This window comes from Pseudoalteromonas sp. SWN29, assembly GCF_015864465.1.
GTDB lineage: Bacteria > Pseudomonadota > Gammaproteobacteria > Enterobacterales > Alteromonadaceae > Pseudoalteromonas.
Genome location: NZ_JADYXE010000021.1, coordinates 1 through 23,558, shown reverse-complemented (window position 1 = coordinate 23,558; position 23,558 = coordinate 1). Strand labels below are relative to the sequence as shown.

General features: G+C 38.8%; 20 protein-coding genes and 1 tRNA gene. 10 read left to right on the top strand and 11 right to left on the bottom strand.

Annotated features, from left to right (window positions below; genetic code table 11):
- Positions 1–81: 81 nt before the first annotated feature.
- The 5 genes from I6F53_RS09765 to I6F53_RS09745 form a co-directional block, all read right to left on the bottom strand.
- On the bottom strand, positions 82–3,021 hold the full coding sequence (locus I6F53_RS09765) for a TonB-dependent receptor (RefSeq protein ID WP_197239398.1): 2,940 nt from the start codon (positions 3,019–3,021) through the stop codon (positions 82–84).
- Between the two features lie 624 nt (positions 3,022–3,645).
- Positions 3,646–4,170, bottom strand: a complete 525-nt coding sequence (dps, locus tag I6F53_RS09760) for a DNA starvation/stationary phase protection protein Dps (protein WP_197239397.1) — start codon at positions 4,168–4,170, stop codon at positions 3,646–3,648.
- Between the two features lie 236 nt (positions 4,171–4,406).
- A complete protein-coding gene (locus tag I6F53_RS09755; protein ID WP_165741092.1) occupies positions 4,407–4,775 on the bottom strand; it encodes a DUF2237 family protein in 369 nt (122 codons plus the stop codon).
- Between the two features lie 136 nt (positions 4,776–4,911).
- Positions 4,912–6,780 (bottom strand): bifunctional glutathionylspermidine amidase/synthase, encoded by a 1,869-nt coding sequence (gss, locus tag I6F53_RS09750; RefSeq protein WP_197239396.1) that lies wholly within the window; start codon positions 6,778–6,780, stop codon positions 4,912–4,914.
- 331 nt (positions 6,781–7,111) lie between these two features.
- Positions 7,112–7,498, bottom strand: a complete 387-nt coding sequence (locus tag I6F53_RS09745) for a hypothetical protein (RefSeq protein ID WP_007581468.1) — start codon at positions 7,496–7,498, stop codon at positions 7,112–7,114.
- Positions 7,499–7,868: 370 nt separating this feature from the next.
- Here I6F53_RS09745 and I6F53_RS09740 point away from each other — a divergent pair, with 370 nt between their 5' ends.
- The 4 genes from I6F53_RS09740 (at position 7,869) to I6F53_RS09725 (ending at position 12,167) form a co-directional block, all read left to right on the top strand.
- Entirely contained in the window at positions 7,869–8,702 is an 834-nt protein-coding gene (locus I6F53_RS09740; protein WP_010553100.1) for a mechanosensitive ion channel family protein, read from the top strand.
- A gap of 242 nt (positions 8,703–8,944) precedes the next feature.
- Positions 8,945–11,017, top strand: a complete 2,073-nt coding sequence (locus I6F53_RS09735) for a catalase (protein ID WP_165727642.1) — start codon at positions 8,945–8,947, stop codon at positions 11,015–11,017.
- Between the two features lie 105 nt (positions 11,018–11,122).
- On the top strand, positions 11,123–11,593 hold the full coding sequence (locus I6F53_RS09730) for a GFA family protein (protein ID WP_058154198.1): 471 nt from the start codon (positions 11,123–11,125) through the stop codon (positions 11,591–11,593).
- Between the two features lie 100 nt (positions 11,594–11,693).
- Positions 11,694–12,167: a VOC family protein gene (locus tag I6F53_RS09725; protein ID WP_165741087.1), complete on the top strand. Its 474-nt coding sequence runs from the start codon at positions 11,694–11,696 to the stop codon at positions 12,165–12,167.
- 217 nt (positions 12,168–12,384) lie between these two features.
- Here I6F53_RS09725 and I6F53_RS09720 read toward each other — a convergent pair.
- Positions 12,385–12,469, bottom strand: a tRNA-Leu gene (locus I6F53_RS09720).
- A 391-nt stretch (positions 12,470–12,860) separates the two neighbouring features.
- On the opposite strand from I6F53_RS09720, the gene I6F53_RS09715 reads away from it, so the two are divergent.
- Positions 12,861–13,850 (top strand): fatty acid desaturase, encoded by a 990-nt coding sequence (locus I6F53_RS09715; protein ID WP_197239395.1) that lies wholly within the window; start codon positions 12,861–12,863, stop codon positions 13,848–13,850.
- Between the two features lie 303 nt (positions 13,851–14,153).
- On the top strand, positions 14,154–14,567 hold the full coding sequence (locus I6F53_RS09710; protein ID WP_007581502.1) for a GFA family protein: 414 nt from the start codon (positions 14,154–14,156) through the stop codon (positions 14,565–14,567).
- Between the two features lie 304 nt (positions 14,568–14,871).
- Here I6F53_RS09710 and I6F53_RS09705 read toward each other — a convergent pair whose 3' ends face one another.
- Positions 14,872–16,068 carry an MFS transporter gene (locus I6F53_RS09705; protein WP_197239394.1) on the bottom strand — a complete coding sequence of 399 codons (1,197 nt, stop codon included), beginning with the start codon at positions 16,066–16,068 and terminating at the stop codon, positions 14,872–14,874.
- A 117-nt stretch (positions 16,069–16,185) separates the two neighbouring features.
- On the opposite strand from I6F53_RS09705, the gene I6F53_RS09700 reads away from it, so the two are divergent.
- On the top strand, positions 16,186–16,968 hold the full coding sequence (locus tag I6F53_RS09700) for an AraC family transcriptional regulator (protein ID WP_197239393.1): 783 nt from the start codon (positions 16,186–16,188) through the stop codon (positions 16,966–16,968).
- Between the two features lie 21 nt (positions 16,969–16,989).
- Here I6F53_RS09700 and I6F53_RS09695 read toward each other — a convergent pair whose 3' ends face one another.
- The 3 genes from I6F53_RS09695 to I6F53_RS09685 all read right to left on the bottom strand — a co-directional run bounded on the left by I6F53_RS09695 (position 16,990) and on the right by I6F53_RS09685 (position 20,495).
- Positions 16,990–19,050, bottom strand: coding sequence for a TonB-dependent receptor (locus tag I6F53_RS09695; RefSeq protein WP_197239392.1), 2,061 nt, complete (start codon positions 19,048–19,050; stop codon positions 16,990–16,992).
- 74 nt (positions 19,051–19,124) lie between these two features.
- The gene (locus I6F53_RS09690) at positions 19,125–19,781 is read right to left on the bottom strand and encodes a YoaK family protein (protein WP_197239391.1); all 657 of its coding nucleotides are present in this window, start codon (positions 19,779–19,781) and stop codon (positions 19,125–19,127) included.
- A gap of 27 nt (positions 19,782–19,808) precedes the next feature.
- A complete protein-coding gene (locus I6F53_RS09685) occupies positions 19,809–20,495 on the bottom strand; it encodes a substrate-binding periplasmic protein (RefSeq protein ID WP_197239421.1) in 687 nt (228 codons plus the stop codon).
- 123 nt (positions 20,496–20,618) lie between these two features.
- Here I6F53_RS09685 and I6F53_RS09680 point away from each other — a divergent pair, with 123 nt between their 5' ends.
- The 3 genes from I6F53_RS09680 to I6F53_RS09670 all read left to right on the top strand — a co-directional run bounded on the left by I6F53_RS09680 (position 20,619) and on the right by I6F53_RS09670 (position 22,407).
- Complete coding sequence (locus I6F53_RS09680; protein ID WP_024612353.1) at positions 20,619–20,867, top strand: TIGR03643 family protein; 249 nt, start codon at positions 20,619–20,621, stop codon at positions 20,865–20,867.
- Between the two features lie 74 nt (positions 20,868–20,941).
- Positions 20,942–21,304, top strand: a complete 363-nt coding sequence (locus I6F53_RS09675; RefSeq protein ID WP_197239390.1) for a hypothetical protein — start codon at positions 20,942–20,944, stop codon at positions 21,302–21,304.
- Between the two features lie 23 nt (positions 21,305–21,327).
- On the top strand, positions 21,328–22,407 hold the full coding sequence (locus I6F53_RS09670) for an endonuclease/exonuclease/phosphatase family protein (RefSeq protein ID WP_166420503.1): 1,080 nt from the start codon (positions 21,328–21,330) through the stop codon (positions 22,405–22,407).
- Positions 22,408–22,770: 363 nt separating this feature from the next.
- On the opposite strand, the gene I6F53_RS09665 is transcribed toward I6F53_RS09670, so the two are convergent.
- Positions 22,771–23,433, bottom strand: coding sequence for a hypothetical protein (locus I6F53_RS09665; protein WP_197239389.1), 663 nt, complete (start codon positions 23,431–23,433; stop codon positions 22,771–22,773).
- Positions 23,434–23,558 lie beyond the last annotated feature (125 nt).

Sequence of the window (23,558 nt, the reverse complement as noted above, 5' to 3'; positions counted from 1 at the left end):
AATAAGGTTGTATAATATAAAGCCACTTTTTTATAGACGTAAAAAAGCCTGCATAAAGCAGGCTTTAGTTTCCAGGGAAAATTAAAATTTAGCGCGAATACCAAAGCTGTAACGACGATCCGCTTCAGTGTACTTCCAAGCACCACCTAGTTCAGATAGGTAGATTGAAGGCTCACCCGTTAAGTTAGTCGCATTACCTACTAGCGTAATATTTTCGTTAATATCCCAGCTTGCAGAGAAATCTAACTGGCCTCTGTCGTCACGGTAGTTATTACCGTAAACAGTGCCTTCTGCTGAAATACTGCCATCTGAGTTAATATTTTCTACGCGTTTTTCGTTTTCAGTATCTAAGAAACTGTCACGGTAGTTATAAGCGATACGAGTAGAGAACCCTTCGTATTCCCAAAATACTTGTAAGTTATATGTATTTTTAGAAATATCTAATAGTGGGTTGCCGTTTGGTTGTTCGCTGTCTGCATACGTGTAGTTTGCATTAACACCTAAGCCAGAAAATGCACCAGGTAAGCTTGTAAAGAACTGTTGGTAACCCACTTCAAAACCTTGTACTGAGCCGTTTTCACCATTTACATTTTTAACTGTATCGATACCCGTTAGTCCTGCGTCACGCAGACCTGCAACATGGTTAAAGCCATCTACATCTACAGGGAAATCAGTTGCGTCAGAGTATACTAGGTTGTCTTGTGAAACACCTGCAACGTCAAGCTGACATACTTGGTTCCACTGCGTTACGTTTTGACCAGTTGAAGTGCTTGAAGAAGCCTGACAGCTGCTTTCGTTACTTAAGAAAGACTCAACATCTTTATAAAATACAGCGAAAGATAGTACGTTACCTTCATCAAAGTAATGCTCTACTGATAAGTCGTACTGCGTTGCACGGTATGGTTCTAAATCAATAGATCCTTGCGTTGCACCCGTAATATCGTTATTAACGTCAAATGCAGGGCTTAGCTCGCTAAAGTCAGCGCGGCGCATAACTTTTGCAGCAGCAAAGCGGAATAATGTTTCGTCTGAGTAGTTATACGTAACGTTTAAGCTTGGTAAAAAGTCGCTGTAGTCATTGTCGCCAGTTACTTTTTCGCCATTAAGAAATACGCTTGATTCTAAATCTGTAGTCACATAACGACCACCCACAATCGCAGTGATGTTATCAAAGTCTAAGTACGCTGATATATACACAGCTGCTGTATCTTCAACTACGTTACGGTATGCGCTTTCTTGGAACTCTTGGTTATCTGAAAGACTCCCCGTTGACGCTAGGTTAGTACCTGCAAGTAACTGCTGAAGTTGAGCGTAAGTATTTGCAGGGTTAGATAAACCGTTGTAGCTTAAAAACGTTAGTAGGTCGTTTTGACCAGAATTACCTAATTGGTCAAAAGAGTTGTCGTGGCTAACTGTTGTGAAGCTATTTGAAAAAGCAGCGTTGTAGTCATCAACCCATAAAGTAGCTAATGAACCATCTGAGTCGTTAAATGCATTTTTGTAAATGTCTTTAATTTCTACTTTGTATTGCTCATATTCGTAATCGCGGTTAGTAACACGTACACCTGCTTTTACTTTAGACACCCAGCTTAAGCTGCTGAGAGGTTCAAACATTTCAACATCAAAACGAATAGCTGTTTCGTCATTGTCTGTTCTTCTATCTTCACTTTTAAACGTACGAAGTGCTAAGTTTTGTGGGTCAGTAAATGCATTAGGATCTGAATGAATGATGCTTGGTAATTTATTACCGTCTTGAGAAAATGCACCATCATATAAATGATTTGTTAGCTGAGTTCCGCCACTTGCTTCAAATGTTGATTTTTCGATTGGGCGAAGTGTAAATTCAGAATCAGGTCTTACGCTTTCTGATGATGCTACTGCAATTTCGCCAGAGATTTTTATACTGTCAGTAAGGTTCCACTCTGCACCAAGTGCATTTGAAAACGAGTCAGTTTCACGAAAGTCACTGTATGTTTTAGGGATACCAAATTCGTTTGTTAGCGTGTAATTATTTACGCCGTTAGCATCTTGAGTTGTATTTGCATCTGTTGATAGTGAACCTGCAACACCTAATATAGAGTTACCACTTTGCTCACCAGAGCGTTTAGTGCCACTTAAATCAAGATACACCATGCCATTACCAGATTGCGGTGCCCACTGAAGTGATAAATTTACAGCAGTACGTTTACGTTGTTCTACATATTGCTCAACACTGTGCTCGTCTCGTACGATAGCGTTGCCACTTGGTGTATTACCTTCTTGGCCATTAATATCAATGTCTTGAGGTTTAACACGGCTAGACGTTTCATCTTGACGAATTTCACGATCTTGATACGAAAACATAGCAATGGCACCAAAGGTACCCATTTCGTCAAAGTCCCAGTTGTTACCAAGTGAACCACTAAAAATAGGTGCTACTTTTTCTGTTTTATCTGCATATTCACCATCTAATGAAACTGCGCCAGTTAGTTTATCTAACTCTAATGGGCGAACTGTTTTTAAGCTAACTGTTCCGCCTAATGCACCTTCAATCATATCGGCAGTAGGAGATTTAACTACTTCTACTGTTTTTAAGAAACTTGATGGGTAATCTTGTAAGCTAATACCGTCACGAGAGTCGCCAATAGTAGAGCGACCGTTTAATTCAACACGGTTTTGAGGTAAGCCACGAATCGAAACACTGTCACCCACACCAAAATCGGTATTAATAGATACACCAGTAATACGTTGCAGTGCTTCTGCAATATTATTATCAGGTAACTTACCAATGTCTTCAGCAACAATCGCATCTACAATACGTCCGTCAGTACGCTTAAGCATAGCGGCGGCTTTCATACTACCTAGCATGCCTTTTACTTCAATAACTTCAATATCTGCAGCTGCCGTTTCTGAAGCTGCCGGAGCCTCTTGCGCTGCAATAGTAGAAGAAGCCATTAATAAAAGGGCTGCTGCACTGATTGTTGTAGAGCTACTTCTTTTATGTTTATTAATTAATGTTGAAGTAATTTGATTGAGTTTCATGTATCTCTCCCGTTTGGGTACGACTTACGTCATTGTGTGTGTTGTTACTTGGTTTGGTTAACCAATTTAACTGCTGTTTCCCTGTATCGTGTCATACAGGTGGTATGGTTGAAATTAGTCCAATTCAGCTTTTATTACAACCTTTGTTTACCAAAAATTCACAAGATGTATTACAAAATGTTCTTTTATTTTGCTTATATTTAATAAATTTAATAGCTTATGATGTGTTTTTATTTTTTATATTTTGAATGAATTTTATTGAAGTATGTTTACCAAAGACGTTTTTTTATATTATTTGTACTATTAAATACACTTTTTAGTGCTGTTTTTAAATTTTATGCCGTACTTTTATACGTATTTAGTTTGTTTTTTAAGTGATGTTAAAATAATGAGATGTTCATTAAAGGTTGGGTATGGCTTATAAATTTGCGAAATAGTAAGGAGTATAAAATCATTAAATTTTATTTTGGTTATTTGTTTTGGTAATACCAATTTTTTATTGTTTTTATATGGGTTTTGTATTAGAGCTTACTGATACATATCTATATATGATTATAAATAGAGTGGTTTTCACGCAAAAAAAAGCCCAGCATATTAATGCTGGGCTTTCTTAGATTAAATATATTAGCTTTTTAGTTCGCCTGTAGATGATTCTAAATGGGCGCGGATAAACCACTGAAATTGCTCTAGATCGGCTAATTGGCTGGTGATCATATCTTCAGACACCGGATCTAATTCAGAAAGAGTGGTAATTGCTTTGCGGTGATCGCCATTAACGCCGTTGTATACTTTATCAAGTGCGGCTAAATGCTCGGTTACTAACCCTTTACCTACTGAGTATTCGCTCCATGTACGACGATCTACAATTGATTTAGGCGTACCAACGGGCACTCCACCAAGAGTCGCAATTCGCTCTGCAATTGTATCTGTCATTTCGCGCACAATGTCTACTTGTGGGTCTATCATTTCGTGTACGCCAATAAAGTTAGGTCCTACTACATTCCAGTGAATATGCTTTAAAGTAAGCTGTAAATCTATCAATGCAACCATGCGGTTATCTAGCGTAGCTATTGTTTTTTGAGCTGATTCGTCACTCATACCTGGCGCGGTAAATTTAGTTGTTTTGTTTGATTCGTTATTGTTACTCATAATTTCTCCTACATTAAGTAATGTGTTGCTCATATAATATGTTGCGTTATGAGCATGACTTAAACTTAATGAAGCAACTGTTATGCCGTAAGTTGATTGTTTTTAAAAGTCGTTTAAAAACATGGGGTTGTGTTTTTATTTAAGATTTTAGAGGCTGGAGGGGTGATTGAATTTTTGAAAAGCCTGCATACATTTGTAAAATCTGCAGACTTTAATTTAATAACGCTTAAGTGTATTTAAACTTTGGCTATATATTCGTGCGCTTTTAAAACATCGAGCGGCACTATTTCTAATGATTTTTTATTTGTAGCTTCAAGTACCACTGGTGGCGCAACGTTTGCTGCAATAGCATGAAGCCATCTTAGCGCACACAAGCACCATTTATCACCGGCTTTTAAACCTTCAAAATCGTAAAGAGGGTTTGGGCTTATTAAGTCGTTACCTTGTGATTTTGAAAATTGTAAAAACTCGTCAGTCATAATTGCACACACACTGTGATTGCCAAGATCTGATTCTGGTACATAACAAAATCCTTCACGTGTGTAGCCACCATTACCGCAACATAGTTTTAAACGTGTGCCAAGTACATTAAATTGATTCGCCATGAAATACCTTAGTTTGTGGTGTTTAATAAATTTACTCTATCAGGAGTAACTCGCTTGAGATAGCTATAAAACTTAAAAGAGGGAAGGGGGTCTACACAAACTTAAGCCCGCAGCAAAATTGCGGGCTTAGTATTATTTATTTAATACGCAGTGCCATACAATCGCTATGGCCGTTTATGATCATGCTTTTATCAACACGTACGCCACCACCAGAGTATTTTCCGGCGGCTGTAAAACTACATATTTGTACAAAGTAGTCATCTACTTTAGGCAGTGCAAATAGTTGTTGGTATATTTGGTCTTGCTCGGCAAAGTGCCCCATTGTTTTTTCTATAACTTGCTGCTGTTCATCAACAAGTTGAATATTAGCACCACAACGTCCTACTATTGGTTTAACTACATAACCGGTTTGTAATAACTCGTCGTTAAGCTCAAACGCGGTATTAAGTAAATATTTATGATTAGGGAATAAACTCCACAGTATTGGTAAAATAGCCTTGTTACTTGGGATCAATGTCCACAGCGGTTCAAATACCATGACATTTTTACGCAGTAATACATCGACTAAGCGTGGCGTTTCACCAATTTTGAATTGTGGTTCAAAGTTATCACCTAATGATTGGTCTGCTTCGCATTCTTCACGAATTTGATCAAGTGCGGTTTCCCACGACCAGGTTTTCCATACGTAACTCAGTTGTGCGCCATCTGCATCTACTATGTTGCCTGATTCATTCCAGCGAAGTGTGCTTAAGCCAATTACTAACTTACACTCAAAGCCCGCGGCTTCAATAGCTTCTTTCATAAATAATGCGTGGTAATGCTCTTCTGGTTCATCATCTTGCAGAATATGAACAAGACCTTTTACTTCACTTTTACGCCATGCTTTTACGAGATCTTTAAATAAATTTTGGCCTGCATCTACACCTGTTTTAACACCAAAGTGTTTTGCCCATTTACCCTGAACTTTGCCGCTCTCCATATAACACGATGCCGAATCGCAATTGTATTCGTAAACTTTTAAACCTGCTGCTGTTAAAGCAAAGTCAAACCGACTGGTAATTAATTGGTTTAAGCGGTTATCCCACGATTGGCGAATTTTATTAATCACAACATCGGGTAAATTAAACTTTTTTAATAACTCAGGGTGCTGCAGTACATAGTCGGTTGCATGCATAAATAAGCCATGCAGCTCATTTGTTGCATGCTCAATGCTTTGCTGCGCCGTTTGAGATATCGCAAAGTAATTATGTTGATTCGCAGCTACTGATGTAAGTTTATGGCCTTGCATCATTTCTACGTAGGCAGCTTCATCGTCATTCGCAATATTTAACCATGACTTGTTTGCTTGGCCTGTATCTACTGCTTTATGGGCTTCTATAATAAATAAATCAGTGTTTAGCTCAGACGTTGGCTCAGCATATTCTGTTTCATCAGTTTGTGTCATCCAGCCTAAAATAGTGGCGTCGCTGTAAGAGCACTCAATCCAATAGTCGCCATCTTTAGTTACTTTTGCTTTTAGTTCACGGCACCAGCTTTGATCTTTTGGCCATATTTGATGTCCTACATTTTGCTCAGCAAGGCGTATTTTATCTTCGTGCACTTCAACAACGACAGCAACATGGCCTGTTTCTTCAAACTCGCCGCCTTCTTCCCATATAAGTAAGCTACCTACTTGAGGATGATGTTTTGCACCATTTTTAAACGCGTTTAGTGGCAATCTGTTTTGGCTATTTACATCGCGCACTGAACGCAGCTCAAAAATATCGTAAGCCATAGCAATATCATCAAAAATATAGCTATGGTTGAGATACATCCATCGACGTGCAAACTCAACGCATTGCCATTTATAGCCCATGTAAATGCCATCAAGGTAACTACGATAGGCGCTACGATTAGGATAAATGCTTTCGTCAGCCGTATCATAATCAGATGAGTACACAGCAACATTACCAGGTGCATAACCTAATAAGGTACCAAAATCACTAGCAGGAGCAGAAGATTTCATAAACAAAGATGTTCAAAATAAAGGTGTGATAATTTGCTGACTATATGAGCGAAACTGCGTTATAGCAAGATATAAAATATGTTTTTACGAAGGGGGATAAGTAAAAAATCACTCATTCATTAAAGAGTGAAAATACGGGAGAGTACTTTTACTAATAGTGTTAGGTTTGGTGCTTTTTTGGCTTGTAACTGGTTGAAATTTATTAATATTTTTGGCGTGATTATTACTGTTTAAATCTCAATTAAAAAATGGAGAAGCTATAGGTAACTTCTCCACTTTTATTATTCATATTTAGTGATTTTTATAATATGTAAAGCAGGTTAACGCGCTGCTAAATCATTTCAGCATCTATATGGCGTATTAGGTTTGATACCCAATTAACATATTGGCGGTGAATTTTTTTGCCGTTGTAGTTTAAGTTAATAGAGTCTTTATAGTTGATTGAGTATGCCGTTTTGTCATACGCAATATCGACAGTTAATTGGTGTGTGCGAATATCCAGTACACCTTTTATTTTACCTTCACTCATAGGCGTACACTTCCAACCAAGCTGAATACATGCCTTTAGAATACCTTTTTCTACGTCAGCTTCACTGTTGGTAATTGTTGATGTTTGTGGAATAGGGTTTTGTTCAAAGTCTCTTACTGCAACAGATGTTGAACAACCAGCAAGTACAGTAAGTGCTGCCGCTGTAAGTAAAATTGAGTACTTTTTCATAATAATCCTTTGTTTTAATTTCATCCAATTGTGTTGTCTCGCCAATATATGCGCGCTTAGGTGAGATTATCGGTAAATTTATAGATGAGTGCCAGTAGTAATTAGAAAATTAAGAGAGCTAACCGAGATTTATATCGGGCATTAACTTTATTTATGAACAAGTTAAAGTTGAATTATTTAAGCTGTAGACCAAGGGTTAAAGCAAAATTATGTGTTGAAAGATTTACGTGAGCGATGACATGTTTTGAGGGAACGCTCTTTCTTTATGTTTTAAATTACTCCTATAGTCGTACTTTAGTTAATTTTTTGTTAAACTATTGCGCTTAGTATGAATTGAAGTCAGTTAAAAGTTTTTAAAACAGGAAAAAAAATGGAAGATATAATAAACAACATTGATATTAATCAATATTTACCCGCTGCAATTACGTGGGCAACCAACATATTACTAGCGATTGCAATCTTACTTGCGGGCTTATGGCTGGCAGGCAAAGTACGCAATTTAATTATTGGCTTATGCCATAAATACACTCATCTTGATGATACGCTTTTTCGCTTTTTAGGCAGTATGGCTCGCTACATCATATTAGCGTTCGTTATTATTGCTGTGTTAAATCGCTTTGGTGTACAAACGGCCTCTATTATTGCTTTGCTAGGTGCTGCGGGACTTGCTATAGGCTTGGCGTTACAAGGTGCAATGTCGAACCTTGCCGCAGGCGTTATGCTACTTGTTTTCAGACCTTATAAAGTGAATGACTTTATTGAGGCCGCAGGGCGTTTTGGTAAAGTAACAGAAGTAGATATGTTTACTACTATTTTACAAACGTTCGATAACCAACAGGTTATTATTCCAAATAGTCAAATTTGGGGCGCGCAAATTATAAACCATTCACATCATCCAATTCGTGGTGTGGATATGCATTTTGGTGTTGCTTACGGTGAAGATACAACGGCTGTACGTAAAGTTATAGATGCCGTACTTGCAGCGCACCCACACATACTAAAAGATCCAGCTCCTTTTGTTGAAGTAGAAACTCTTAACAACAGCTCAGTAGACTTTTTAGTAAGACCTTTTTGTAAGGGCGAGCATTACTTCGATATTCTTTACACTGTGCCAGAGTTAATTAAAAAAGCACTAGATGAAAATAATATTGAAATACCTTTCCCACATCGTAAAGTTATTTTAGTTAACGAAAGCAAAGATTAACTAAATTTAAAACGATTTAAACCTAAGGGCACTTTTAAGTGCTCTTTTTTTGTGTGAAAAAGTTACATACCTGTGTAACCTTTTCTTTTATAAACCACTTCAAATACTACATTGTTATCTGTACAGCCCTTTTTTACTAGGTTGGATGGCTGGTCTTTATTTTGCATTTGCATAGTCGCTTTTAGCTTTAAAGCTCATAAAAACTATTGACCCATTAAATCAAACTGTATGAAGGACTAAACATGGCTGAATCATTTAAATACTCAGGTAATAAAGGGCATGGCGGTGAATTGCATCAAAAAGCGTCGGATGAACACCCTACCATGACCACCGCGCAGGGCTGCCCTGTAAGTGACGATCAAAACTCATTACGTGCAGGAAAGCGTGGCCCAGGATTATTAGAAGATCACATAATGCGCGAGAAGATCTTTCACTTTGATCACGAACGCATTCCTGAGCGAGTAGTGCATGCACGAGGTTACGGGGCACATGGGTACTTTGAAAATTACGACACGCTTGAAGATTTAACCTGTGCAGATATTTTTCAGCGAAAAGGTGAAAAAACCCCAGTATTTACTCGTTTCTCTACAGTTGCAGGTAATAAAGGGTCTCCAGATTTAGCACGTGATGTACGTGGTTTTGCGGTAAAATTTTATACCCAAGAAGGAAACTGGGATTTAGTGGGAAACAATATACCGGTTTTCTTTATTCAAGATGCGATGAAGTTTCCAGACTTAGTTCATTCAGCTAAAGCCGAGCCCGACCGAGGTTTTCCGCAAGCGCAAACAGCACATGATAACTTTTGGGATTTTGTGAGCTTATCGCCTGAGTCAATGCACATGGTTATGTGGGCAATGTCTGATAGAGCTATTCCGCGCTCTTTACGCTTTATGGAAGGTTTTGGTGTTCATACCTTTAAATTTATTAATGCCAAAGGTGAAGAGAAATTTGTTAAATTTCATTGGAAACCAAAAGGCGGCATGCAATCTGTAGTATGGAACGAAGCACTTAAGCTAAATGGTGCAGACCCTGATTTTCATCGCAGAGATATGTGGGAATCTATTGGTAATGGCGACTTCCCTGAGTGGGAGCTAGGTGTACAGGTGTTTGATCAGCAATTTGCTGATGAATTTGAATTTGATGTATTCGATGCCACTAAGCTTATACCTGAAGAGCAAGTACCAGTGCAAATTGTTGGCCGTATGGTGCTTGACCGTGTTGTAGACAACTTTTTTGCAGAAACAGAGCAAGTAGCATTTTGTACTCAAAACATTGTACCGGGGCTCGACTTTACACCCGACCCGCTACTGCAAGGTCGTAACTTTTCATACTTAGATACTCAAACTAAGCGTTTAGGTGGTCCTAACTTTACGCATATTCCGGTCAATGCGCCTAAATGTCCAATGCGTCATTTTCAGCAAGATGGCCACATGGCAATGCACAATCCAAAAGGGCGTGTTAATTATGAGCCAAACTCATGGAGCGGCGACGAAAACAACCCGCGCGAATGCCCAGTACATGGCTTTAAAAGCTCAAAGGAACCTGAAGTAAGCGGCGGTGATAAACTGCGTTATCGCTCAGAAACATTCAGCGATCATTACAGTCAAGCCCGTCAATTTTATTTAAGTCAAACAGAGGTAGAGCAGGCGCATATTCAATCTGCGTACGTGTTTGAGCTGTCTAAAGTTGAGCATTTACCAATACGAGAACGTTTGGTATCGCACTTGTTAAATATTGACGAAACCCTCTCAGATAAAGTTGCCGAAGGACTTGGCTTGCAAGAAATGCCAGACCCAGCTGAAGCTGCTATGCCAACACGTAAAGACTTACCTGTATCTGATGCGTTAAGTATTTTGAAAAATGCGCCCAACACCTTCAAAGGCCGTAAATTAGGTATTTTAGTAAGTGATGGCTTTAATGCAGACATCTTTGAATCGGTTACCAATGCACTTAAAAGTGAAGGCGCAAACTCTGAAATTATTGCCCCACAAGTTGGCGGTGCTAAATGCAGTAAAGGTAAGCACTTTAAAGCTGATCAGGTTATTAATGGTGGTCCATCGGTTTTATACGATGCGGTACTTGTACTCACCACTGAAGAGGGAGCCGAAAAACTAGCTGCTATTGCAGAAGCTAAAGACTTTGTAAGTGATGCGTATGCACATATGAAATACATTGGCTACACACAAGAGGCTAAGCCTTTATTTAAAGCCGCAGGGCTCGATGACAAAGCAGATGATGGTTGGATTGATTTAGAGGCACACTCTGCCGATAAATTTATAAATACATTACGTAATTTAAGATATTGGAAACGTTAGTAAGCTCAATAATTAAAAAACCACAGCATGTAATTGTTGTGGTTTTTTTAAGCTCACCTAGTTAAGGTATTAGTTCAAGCCAACAATAAAAAAATTGGATATATTATGAAGCTTAATGGGGCTTGTCACTGTGGCAAAGTGGTATTTACGGTCAACTCAAAACACCCTTATCCTTACAATTTATGTTACTGCTCTATATGCCGTAAAACCGCAGGGAGCGGCGGGTTTGTTATTAATTTGAACGCACAATACAGCACGCTTGAGGTTACAGGGCGTGAACACATAACTATTTATCATGCAAAAATAGGCGATAAAATCAGCCCTGCAGAGCGTCATTTTTGTAAGCATTGTAGTGCTAACTTGTGGTTATACGATGCACGTTGGCCTGAGCAAGTTCACCCCTTTGCTGGTGCAATAGATAGTGAGTTACCCATACCGCCAGAGCGCACTCATTTAATGCTTGGTAGTAAAGCAAATTGGGTAAATGCGCCCATTAATGAAGGTGACAAGCAATTTGAAGAATACCCTGATGAAAGTATTGCTGCTTGGCATAAGCGTTTAAACCTCGAAAAGTAACGCAATTTTTTGTATGAGCTAAGCTTAAATTTAGGGGCAATTAAACGCATATTTAGTTTATTAAATATTAAAAATCACCGCGTAAGTAAAGGAGAATATTATGGCAGTCCCAGCAATACCAAAAGGGTTTCATTCAGTTACACCATATTTAATTATGAATGACGCACAAAAAGCGATAGATTTTTATTGTGATGCATTTAGTGCTGAACACGTAATGCAAATGCCTTTACCTGATGGTGGAATAGCCCATGCAGAAATAATAATTGGTGATTCGCATATTATGCTTTCAGATAATGGTTCTGAAGAGCATTTAAAAAGCCCAAAAGAACTCGGTGGTACAGCGCTAAGCCTTATGCTTTATGTTGAAGATGTTGATACCGTATTTAAAAAAGCAATTGAGCTTGGTGCAACACTAATAAGACCCGTACATGATCAGTTTTATGGTGATAGGACCGGCACACTACAAGACCCATTTGGTCATATATGGATCATTGGTACACACAAAGAAGATGTTAGTGACGAAGAGTTAAATAATCGTATTGGGAATATAACAAATCAAGAGCAAGACGCATAACTAGCATGCTAATTAGATTTATGTACCTTCCTAATTACGTTGACGGCTTTAATGAAAGGCTTGTAGCTTTTGCTTCAACTCATCTAGGTTTTATCTTGTTATCGAAACCGTTTTCTGCCTAAACGTAGCTCACTTAGTAAAGCGAATTAGTATTAATTACTAGTTAAATTTTAGGCATAAAAAAACCTCAGCCAATAATTAGCTGAGGTTCAAAAAGTGGTACCAGCGGCCGGACTCGAACCGGCACTCCTTTCGGAAGGGGATTTTGAATCCCCCATGTCTACCAATTTCATCACGCTGGCATAATTTTTCTTTAATCTTTTAAGCATAAAAAGATAAAGAAAAACCACTTAAAATAAAAAGGATACTTATATACCTCTTATTCTGTATCCGCATTATACAAACAAAAGAGGGGGCGGCAAGCCTTTTCTTTTATTTGTATAAACAACTGGTTGATAATTAATCGTTTATAGCAAGGAGACTCCATCGGTAAATTTTTTAAGTCTTTTTGGACTGATATATAAAGCGAATATTTTGGGTTATGAGTGCTATTAAATTGTTATGCGATTGAATAAATAAGCAATTGAACTATTGATAATAGTTAATCGTATTACAAAAATTATTCCTGCTTTATTCCGATGTTGCGCTTAATTCAGGTATTATTTGCGCAACAAGGTTTTTAAGACATTATATATGACCCAATTAAGTGCCAAACAGAACATTCAAGCGATTGTTAAAGCAATTAAGGCAGAGGAAGCATTACTTCGTCAAAAGCATCCATTACTTGCACATCAAAATACCTTAGGGTTAATCATTTTATTGCTGTCGCTGAGTGCTCTTATTGGCGTTGGTGTTCTATATTATTTAGCCATAATACCTGCTTGGGTATGCATAGTACTTGCGGCTATTGCTGCGTCTATTTCCCATGAGTTAGAACACGATCTTATACATAAACAATACTTTAGTAACCAGCCGTTCATGCATAATTTTATGATGCTAACAGTATGGTTAATGCGGCCAAATACTATTAGCCCGTGGTACCGACGTAAAATGCATTTACACCATCACAAAACCTCAGGCACACAACAAGACTTAGAAGAGCGCTTGGTGGGCAATGGTATTAAAAATCCATTTATGCGTGCGCTAGTTATTATGGATGGGTTATTAGGGTTAGTTATTTCTACTAAACGTTTTAGAAAAGAAATTAATGGCTTTAGTTTTTCGAGTGTTTTTAATGCGGGGTTTCCGGTAGCGACTGCTTATTTTGCTGTTTTATATAGTGTTATTGTGTTTCATATCGTGGATTTATTTATACCACTTTCGCTAAATTCACCTAGCTGGGTACTAAGCACAATGAACGTGTTTGAATTTTTAATGGTCGTGCTTATTGTGCCTAATATTATTCGCTCAAGCTCGCTTAATTTTGTTACCTCAAGCATGCATTACTATGGCGGCGTTAATAATATGCTTGAACAAACACATGTACTAACGAGTCGTTTATTTATGCCGTTTCACTTGTTTTGTTTTAACTTTGGTAAAACGCATACCATCCATCATTTTGTGCCAAATCAGCCGTTTTATTTACGTCAAATGCTAAGTGAAAAAATACTTAAAGTAATGGCGCAACACAACGTGCGCTTTAACGATTTTGACAGCATAAAAAATGCTAACGCATTTAAATAATTACCCCCAACATAAGGGGAGGTTCTACATTGCTATTCTTATTTTATGATCTAAACACATATAAAAAATAATTTAGACGCACCACGTTACGCTATTAACTTAACGTGGTATTGCTGTTTTATTTAAAACATCGGATCATGTTTGTAGCACTTGCTCAACGTTGAAAATCACTCTCAAAAATTAAAAATCTAACCGAATATACAAATGAACCGGCGAGCAATTTTTTATATTTTAAAAATAATGAATCGATACTGCCGGTCTTATATCTCGATTCAATCTTCATAAGCATTAAGGATTTAAATAATGGAAATTACTGGAAGCTGTTACTGTGGTGAAATTAAATACCAAGCAAAGTCTCAAAATAACAATGCACTTGTTTGCCATTGTAGCGATTGCCAACGTATGTCGAGCGGCCCATTTAGAGCCGTTATAATTGCAGAGCCAAATTCGGTAGTATTTACCCAAGGTGAGCCAAAAGAGTTTGTTAAAACAGCGCAAAGCGGTAACAAGCGTGCGCAAGGTTTTTGCGGCACATGTGGTACAACACTTTATGCAACTAACGAAGCTAAAACTGACCGTGTATATGGCTTGCGTATTGGTGCGGTTGATCAGCGTGAACAGTTTACGCCAACAGCACAAATTTGGGCTAAATCAACATTGAGCTGGTTGAGCGGCTTACACGAAGTACCTGCGTTTGATACAACCCCACAAAATTAGTAATACTGATCAAAAATCACTTTTTTAGTAAGCGGTTTGAAATTTATTTTACCAAATGACTGTCTACTTATAAGTCAGTCATTTGGAGAATAACATGTGTAGTTCACCTAAAAGCAGCCGAGCAGTAAAAAAAACAGCCATTAGTTTTAATGATGAGCTTACTCAAGAATAGCGCCTACGTTTTGCTGCAAAAGCTAATTTAGCACAAGAGCGCCGCGCACAGCGCGAAGCAACTAATAAACGCTACGAGCAAAAGCATACTAGCGGTAAGCCTGCATCTGGTTTTTTTTCGTGGTTACAACAGCTAGTTAACTGATTTAGCTAACGTGGTGTTTTTACCACTACCTAAGCCACATAGCGCGCATAATACGCCTGCAATAGCACATAGCCATAATGGCGCAGCCCAACTTCCCGTAGTCGTATGTAATGCACCCGCAAGCATTGGCCCTACAGCGGCGAGTAAATAACCTACACTTTGCGACATACCCGAAAGCGATGCTGCTTGTTGTGAATCATCGGTTCGTAAACTAATAAACGACAGCCCCAATATAAAACATGCTCCAGAGCAAAAACCCAGCATTAAGGTCCACACAAAGGCAAAATTTGGCATGTAAAGTAAACCTAATGCACTTAACGCACTGAGCATGGCTAAAATAAAGCTAAGCACGCTTTGATCTTTTAATTTTGCCAATAGCGGGATTAATATTAAACCCGGTAATGCAGTCGCAATTTGAAAAGCCCCATGATAAGCACCCGCTTGCGTAGCACTTTGGCCAGTTTCGGTTAATATACTGGGCAACCACGTAATAATTATATAATTTAAAAAAGAGTTTAAACCCAACAGCAGGGTAATTTGCCACGCTAGTACATAACGCCATACACTTTTTGAAGTATCAGCGTGCTGAGCAATACTGGCAGGTTTTGTGTGTTTACTTAATTGCGACGTCCATACAATAATACTCGCCAGTGTAATTAGGGCTGATGAGCCCAGCGCAAGTTGCCAGCCCAAACCGTTTAACTGACTCAGCGGAAATACTAAGGTAGAAAATCCGCCCGATACAACGCCCATAGTAAGCACGTAAGCCGAGGTCATTAATGCAATTTTTCCTGGGAAGTCGCGTTTAATTAAGCTTGGTAATAATACGTTTGCTATAGCAATACCCACACCAATAATAGCGGTACCTATAAACAACATAACTGAGGTATTTATTACTCTTGCTGCAACCCCTGTAAGTATTAATAGCAAAGCCACAAACAAAGTGCGCTCCAGCCCTTGCTTTTTAGCAAGGGTTGCCGCCATTGGCGATACAACCGCAAAGGCAATGAGTGGCAATGTTGTTAAAAATCCTGCTTGTGATGCGCTAAGCCCAAAGTGATTAATAATTTGTTCAAGCACAGGTGCAATACCTGTAAATGTGGCGCGTAAGTTTGCAGCTATAAGCAATATGCCAAGTACTAGCAATATGCCAGCAAAGCGTGATTTAGGTGTGTTATTTAACAAAAGAGAAGGCCATTAAAGTTGAGTTGTTACTAATGCATAATGGGCGCTAGTATAAAGGCTTAGTAAAAACTATAATTTAGAGATAATGACATTAAATAACTAAAAACAGACAAAACTATGTTTGATGCAATTGGCTGGGACGACATTAAAAACTTTGAAACAATGACGCAGCCCATAATAGCCAAAATAGAGCACGCCCATGCAAGTCACGAAATCCCTCTGCATACTCATCCAAAAGGGCAATTAATTTTAGCGCTGCATGGTTATGTAACATGTGAAGTGTCGGCAAAAATGTGGATGGTGCCTACGCACAGTGCAATTTGGATCCCTGCAAAAAAGATTCACAGTAATAGGGCGTCTGATAACGCAAAGCTTTGTCATTTATTTATTGATAGTAGTAAAAACGGTATGCCACTAAATACCTGTACGTTAGCCATTACGCCACTGGTTAAAGAGCTAATGTGCGAACTAGCTGCTCATAATCAACACTATGCTTTAAATAATAAAACGGCACGTTTAGCGCAGGTATTATTTGATCAACTTATCGATATGCCAGTACAACCCCTGGACTTTGTTTTATCTAATAACGAGGTAATTCAAGCCATGAGCGATCAGCTTATAAACAAGCCAAATAATCGAAAAACACTGCCACAATGGGCCAAGCAATTTGCATTAACTGAGCGCACGTTAGCGCGGTTAATTAAAAAAGAAACCGGCATGACATTTGGAAAATGGCGTACACAATTACATATAATTACAGCCTTAAAGGCGCTTTCTGATAAGCAAAGTGTGCAGCAGGTGTCTGAGTTATTAGGGTACGAGTCGGTGAGTGCATTTATTACTATGTTTAAAAAGGTGATGGGTAAATCGCCCATGAAATACATGAGCGATTTAAATTAGCTTAGCCCTTAAATTAACGCATTACCATGTGTAAGTTGCCGAAAGCATGGCGTTACGAGGTTTGCCTGGAAAGTATCTGTCGCCAGTGAAGCTAGTGAAATCGGCGCGCTCTGCATACGCTTCGTCGGTTAAATTAATAATACGTGCAAGTACCTCAATATTACTCGTAACCTGCCACTGCGCGCGTAGGCTTAAAACATCATGCCCTTGGTATTTATTTAAATTTTCTGGGTCGGTGTAGTAGTTACCAACACGATGCCATTGTAGGGCAAATTGTGTATTGCTGAGTGCTTGCCATGTTAAATCAAGATTAGCAATATTGCGCGGCGCGGTGTCTATATCGTTGCCATTTATGTTTAAACCATTGAGTACTTGGTTGTTAGTATAAGTGTGCTTTGCGTGTGTGCCTGCAAAGTTAAGCGCAAGCGATTTAGTGAGCTGGTAATCAAGCTCAAGCTCAATACCACGATGACGAGAGCTGCCATTATTTACCGTAAAAAAGTCGCTATCGCGGTAAATCGTATTGTGTTTACTCATAGCGTAAACAGACACGCCATAACGTAGTTTTTCGTAAATCCCTTTAATACCTAGTTCTGCGTTATTGGCTATTTCGGCGCTTAAATTTGCAGTGGTTTGCTGGCGTTGTAATTGGTATAGCTCAGCGGCTTGTGGCGCTCTGTAAGCACGAGAAAAATTGGCATAAAGTGTGTTATTTGTATTGTACTGATAACTTACGCCAAGCTTTGGCGATAAATTACTAAAACTATTTTTTGTGCTTGCTGGGCGGCTATAACGGCAACCGCCAAAGCCGCATTCAGTACCATCGTCTTTTGTTCTGCCTGCAAGCATATTATTGGTGTAGTCGTACTGCATATGCTCGTAGCGAACACCTGCGGTAAATAACCATTTATGTAATTGCCAATCAACCGATGCAAAAGGCGCATACAGCGTGGCGTTTACATCGTAATCGTAATGCTTGCCTTGCGGTACGGTGGCCACTAAAAATGCAGAGCCCTGCGTTGGCTCGTTTTGACTTTGAGTAAAATCGGCTTGCGTGTATTCTCCATCAAGCCCCAGGTTTACTTTTACATTGCTTTGTAGGTTATGTTGATAAAGTGATTGCACGCCAAAGCCTGTTTGACTGTTTTTTTCAAGCGGTGTACCGGGTAAAAAGTGCTTAAAAAAGTCCATGCTTTGGTCACGAAAATAAACCGTAGTAGAGAGCACATCATCGTTATTTAATTGCCATGTTGCATTGCTCCACGCTCTAAACGCGCGTGCTTTTCTAAATGCGTCTGGGTCAAAGTTTTTTTGCGCGAGATCTTCGTTTTTATAGCTTTCAAAGCCTGTAATAAATCCCGCTGTTTGCTGATCGAGGTTTGTGTAAGTAAGCCCTGAAGTTAGTAGTAAATTATCATTTGAATAGCGATGGCGAATATTTACTTTTTGTTGATCTACGCTTTCGTCGTCGCGGTAACCGCTATCGTCGGTAATACTTACGTTAATGCCTATACCGCTGTTGCCGTAATCTTGCCCGGCACGTAATTTATAACGAGCATAACCGTACGAGCCGTAATCAATGCCAACTAAGCCGCCGCCTTGTGTGGTGTCGGGCGTTATTACATTAATAACACCGTGCACAGCGTTTGAGCCATAAAGTGCAGAGCCAGGGCCTTTTAATACTTCAATGCGCTGCGCCATTTCGCTGTGGGCTTCAAATAGCTCGTTTATGTTACAAAACCCAGCGGCTCTTAGTGGTATTCCATCCTCCAAAGTCAATATGCCACCACATGCTCCAGCGCCCGAAAGTACCGGCGAGCGAAGGGCGGGTAAATATTCTTGGCCGTTTCCGCGTTGAATATTAGCGCCTGCTACTCGTTGTAGTGCTTCCTCAATATGGGTAGGCGCTATGCTTTTTAGCTGCGCTTCACTTAGTGTACTTATTGAAAGAGGCAGTGGGGTAGATAGTGCTTCAACGCGCGATGCAGTGGTTGTTATGGTTTCTATTGAATCGTTATTTTGATTATTGGCAAGCGCAGTGTAGCTAAAGGGTAATAACAGCGGCAAAAAATAAGGTTTCATACATTCCTTGAAAGTAATCTATATTGCATTGCCTCTATAATATGCGGTTTTAATGTGTATTTAAACTTGTTGCGTTAAAGCGTACGTAGCCTGTAAACCCGATATGTAATTGATAAAACAAAACAAGCTGCAGCAGGAAACACCAAAGTAAGCACTTGGTAGTGCTTAAATAAAATAAAGCCGATTACACCACCTAATAAAAAGCCCGCAATAATAAGTAAAAACATAACGCCTTTACGCGTATCAAATTGCTCACCTTTAAGTGCTTTTCCCATCATTAAACCAAGGTCAGTAAAAATACCCGTTAGGTGTGTAGTACGAACAACTGCGCCACTGTAATTAGTCGCTAACGCGTTTTGTAAACCACATGCTGCTGATGCGAGCGTAATTGCATAAACATAAGATTGATCAAGTAGGTAGGCACTTGCTAACAGCAAAATACCTTCAATAAATAAGAGCGTGTCGTAATGGCGGCCGAGTTTTAATGAGCGCCCAGCAAGTAAAAAGCCAGAAAGTGCCGAGCCCAACATAAAGCTAATGAGTATGCTAAATAACAGCAAAGCGGCTGACGTGCTGCTCATTAGCTTAATACCCAACAAGGTAACAGAGCCTGACAAGTGCGAAATAGCTTGATGCTCAAATCCTAATAAGCCTACAGCGTTTACTATGCCCGCTATAAATGCCAGCGTAAACGCGCCATATTCAACCCATTTTGGTAGTTTTGTAAACATTATCTATCTCGTAATGTGGGGGAGTTACTATTTTTGTGTTTTAAATTGCTTTATTTGTTCATCAACTAATTTTGTATCCATTACGCCACGTTTAAAAGCAATATAAACGGGGAACGAATAGTCATTTAATTGCCGCGCATAAATATTTTTATATTTTTTTGAGTACCACAAACCGGCCTGATAGTTGGTTATTGCATATTGCACACGGTTTTTTTCTAGTAGCTCAAAAGTGGCTTCAGTAGAAAGTGAACGAAGTAAGTTATTTTCATTAATTGTGTATTTTGTAGCGATAATTTCGGGAAGAATAACACCGCGTAGCATAGCTATAGCGGCTTTTGATAAATCATCAGTAAGCAAATTATCTTCATTTAAAGTAAATAAACCATACTTAGTCGTATGCAAAGGCTCGCTAGTAAAATCTAAATATTCTGTACGCTCTTTATAGTTAGCCAATGAGAAATAGCAGTCGTAATAGCCCAGCTTCATCTCTTTTTTAACACGCGCCCAAGGTAAATGAACAACGTCAATCTTGAGGTTTAAGTTTTTTTCAATAAACTTTATGTAATCAATATCTAAACCTGTAAATGTATCGGCTTTTTCATCGTAAATAGTAAAAGGAGGGTAGTGCGTTGTAACGCAGCGCAAAGTTTTACTTGGCGCTGCAAGTAATAACGAGGGAAAAGTTAAAGCTAAAAACAGTAATGTTGCGCGCATAAATATAAATTCGATACCATTTAAATACATAATCTGAATGCTAATTATACAGTTACTGAGCTTAAATTGCATTGATCTAAGTATTTTTGCCTAGCGTATAAATTAAATTTTGTGAGAAACACCATGTTTAACCCAGAGCAGCAGTCACGTATTATCGAAATGGCGTGGGAAGATAGAACCCCTTATGAGGCAATAGAGCAGCTATACGGATTAAAATACCCGCAGCTGGTGGTATTTATGCGAGACAATGTTTCAAAAGGGAGTTTTAAAGTGTGGCGTAAGCGCCATGCAGGGCGTAAAACAAAACACTTAAAATTACGCGATCCCGCTATTATGCGCAGCCATTGTAAAACTCAATATAAACAACGTTAAACGAGGTGTGTGTTTCATACGATGTTCATCCATGTTTGTTAATCTTTAGCTATTAATTACGCTAGAGATTATTTATGAGAGCAGTAATACACACAGCACTAATAGCATTGAGTTTATGTTCAATAAGCGCAGACGCAAAACCGCATAAAGATAAACATGGTCATAAACACGGCCATAATAAGCATCATTCACATAAACATAACGACAATGACTACCTTTCTAAAAAAGAGGCAAAGCAGTTAATTCGCGCAGGTTGGACGCCACCAGGGCTAAGTAAAAGCTACCACCGAGGCGACTTTTTAGAGCGCGATTTATACAAACGAGGTAGAGTTATTGAACGCTCTAGAGATAATGGTACAGTAAGTATTGAAATAGACCGTACAGTTATCCATATGGTGCACGACACCCGAGAAATACTTTCAATTTTAAGTCGTTAAATTAACTTTATAAGGATATTAAAATGCTCATTACGCTGGCTATAATTATTGGCTTTTTTTTACTGGTTACCTTATTACCTATGTCGTACAGCCAACACTATTTAGTGCGTAGCTGTGATTTTGTGCGTTTACAGGTATTTTATATTGCCAGTTTTGTAGCTGTTACGTCGCTGTTTTTATTATGGAAAAACGGTGAAATAAGCTACGTATTTATAGCGTTAACCTCGTTACTTATAATGATTTTACAAGGCAAATGGATTTACCCGTATACGTGGCTTGCTAAAAAAGAAGTGCAAAGCGCACCAAAGCATATAGATCATAGTGTAAGGATTATGTCGGCAAATGTACTTATGTCGAATCATAAAAGTGAGCAGTTAATTAGCTTGGTTAACGAGCACCAACCCGACTTACTTATCACGCTTGAAAGCGATAGCTGGTGGGAAAATAAATTATCAGTCATTAAAAAACACTATCCGTATTTTATAGAATGCCCTAAAGACAATCGCTACGGCATGCACTTATACAGCAAATTTAAAATACTCGATGCCCAAATATGTGAGCTAATAGAAGAAGATATTCCTTCTATTCATATACTGTTTGAAAACGACGAAGGCCTTAAAATGCAAGGGCATTTTATTCACCCCGCACCGCCAAGCCCAACGGAGGAAGACTCATCGCGCCCACGCGACTCAGAGCTAATAATGGTGGCTAAAGCACTTAAAAACCCTACACGACCTACCATAGTTGCTGGTGACTTAAACGACGTAGCATGGTCGCGCAGCACGCGTTTATTTATGCAAATAAGCGGCTTGCTGGATCCTCGTAAAGGTCGCGGTTTTTATAATACCTTTCACGCAAGTTACTTTTTTATGCGCTGGCCGCTTGATCATTTATTTCACAGTGAAGGCTTTAAAGTAAAGCGTATTAAGCGCCTTGCTAAATATGGCTCTGATCACTTTGCACTACTCACTGAGCTTTCTTTTGAGAATGCCAATCAGGAATCTCTAGAAGATAAACCCGAAGAACTAAAGCATGAAGAAATCCAAGAGCTCGCTATGAGCAAGGCTGATAAGCGAAAAGTGCCAAGGTTTGACGAGGAATGATAGCTATTAGACAGTGTAGGTCGGATAAGCGAAACGCCATCCGACACAGTAAAATACCTTGCCAATTATAATCAATATTTTATGTTGTCGAGTGGCTGGAGAGTGCCAATTGCGGAGCTTCAAGGCGTAAACCTGAAACTCTGTTGGGTGGCGCCTTCGGCTTAACCAACCTACCTTTTGACGTAGGTCGGATAAGTGGCGAAGCCACGCCGTCCGACAAAATGATGAATTTACCAGAAACAGTCCAACTTACCACGTTAGAAGCCTATTAGCAGGAAGGAGCTGGTTAGTTAGTTAAAGTTAGCGACGTAGGAGCAAAACCAACTATTTTTTGTCCTACTGAATTAGCTTGTTATAGCGCATTTAAACTTTCATCTCAATTACTTGGGTTTTAATATCTTCATACTCTTCACAAATAATTACGGCTTCTATTACATGACAGCCTAAAGTTAAAGGAACAATCATATATTCATCATCAAATGATATTTCTCTGGTATGAAGCAGGCTATTTACTTTAATGGTCAATTTATTTTCATTTAATCTTGTCCACCAATTCTGATTTATTGGAGTAATATGTTGAATATTACCTCCTAAATGTTGTGCCATAGACAATGCGGAAAAATTATCATTCATACTTAAAGTTCTGTGAAGTGAATCTAAAGGATTTAGCCTCCTTAGAGCCTCTTCTTTTTTTTCTTGATAAAGTGCTCTCGCTTTATCTATAGGGTCAGGCGGAAACGGATTATTTGGCTCACTGAAGTCTCTGTCATTTTTATAAACTAAAACACTATCTGGAAAGGTTATATCTATATATAAGTTATTAGCTTTTGTCGATCCTACATTAACTACATCGATTATAAGAGGGGTAGAATAACCCTCTACCTTAAATTTTCTTTCTAATTCAGAATTATAGTTTTCTAGTTCTACTTCTGTTGGTAGCCAACTATTATATTGTTCTATATCAGAGCTTGATACAAACTCCCGCAAATGATTTTCAATATTATTACTACTCATGACTTCAGGCATAGATCGCCTATCAAACACATTAAAATTTTCATCTACTTTAGGGCAAGCTATCCCCCTGTGTCAGGATAGTTGTCGCCTCAATTAATTTACAAATAAACAGGGCGCGGTAAGTTAAAGTAAGTGAA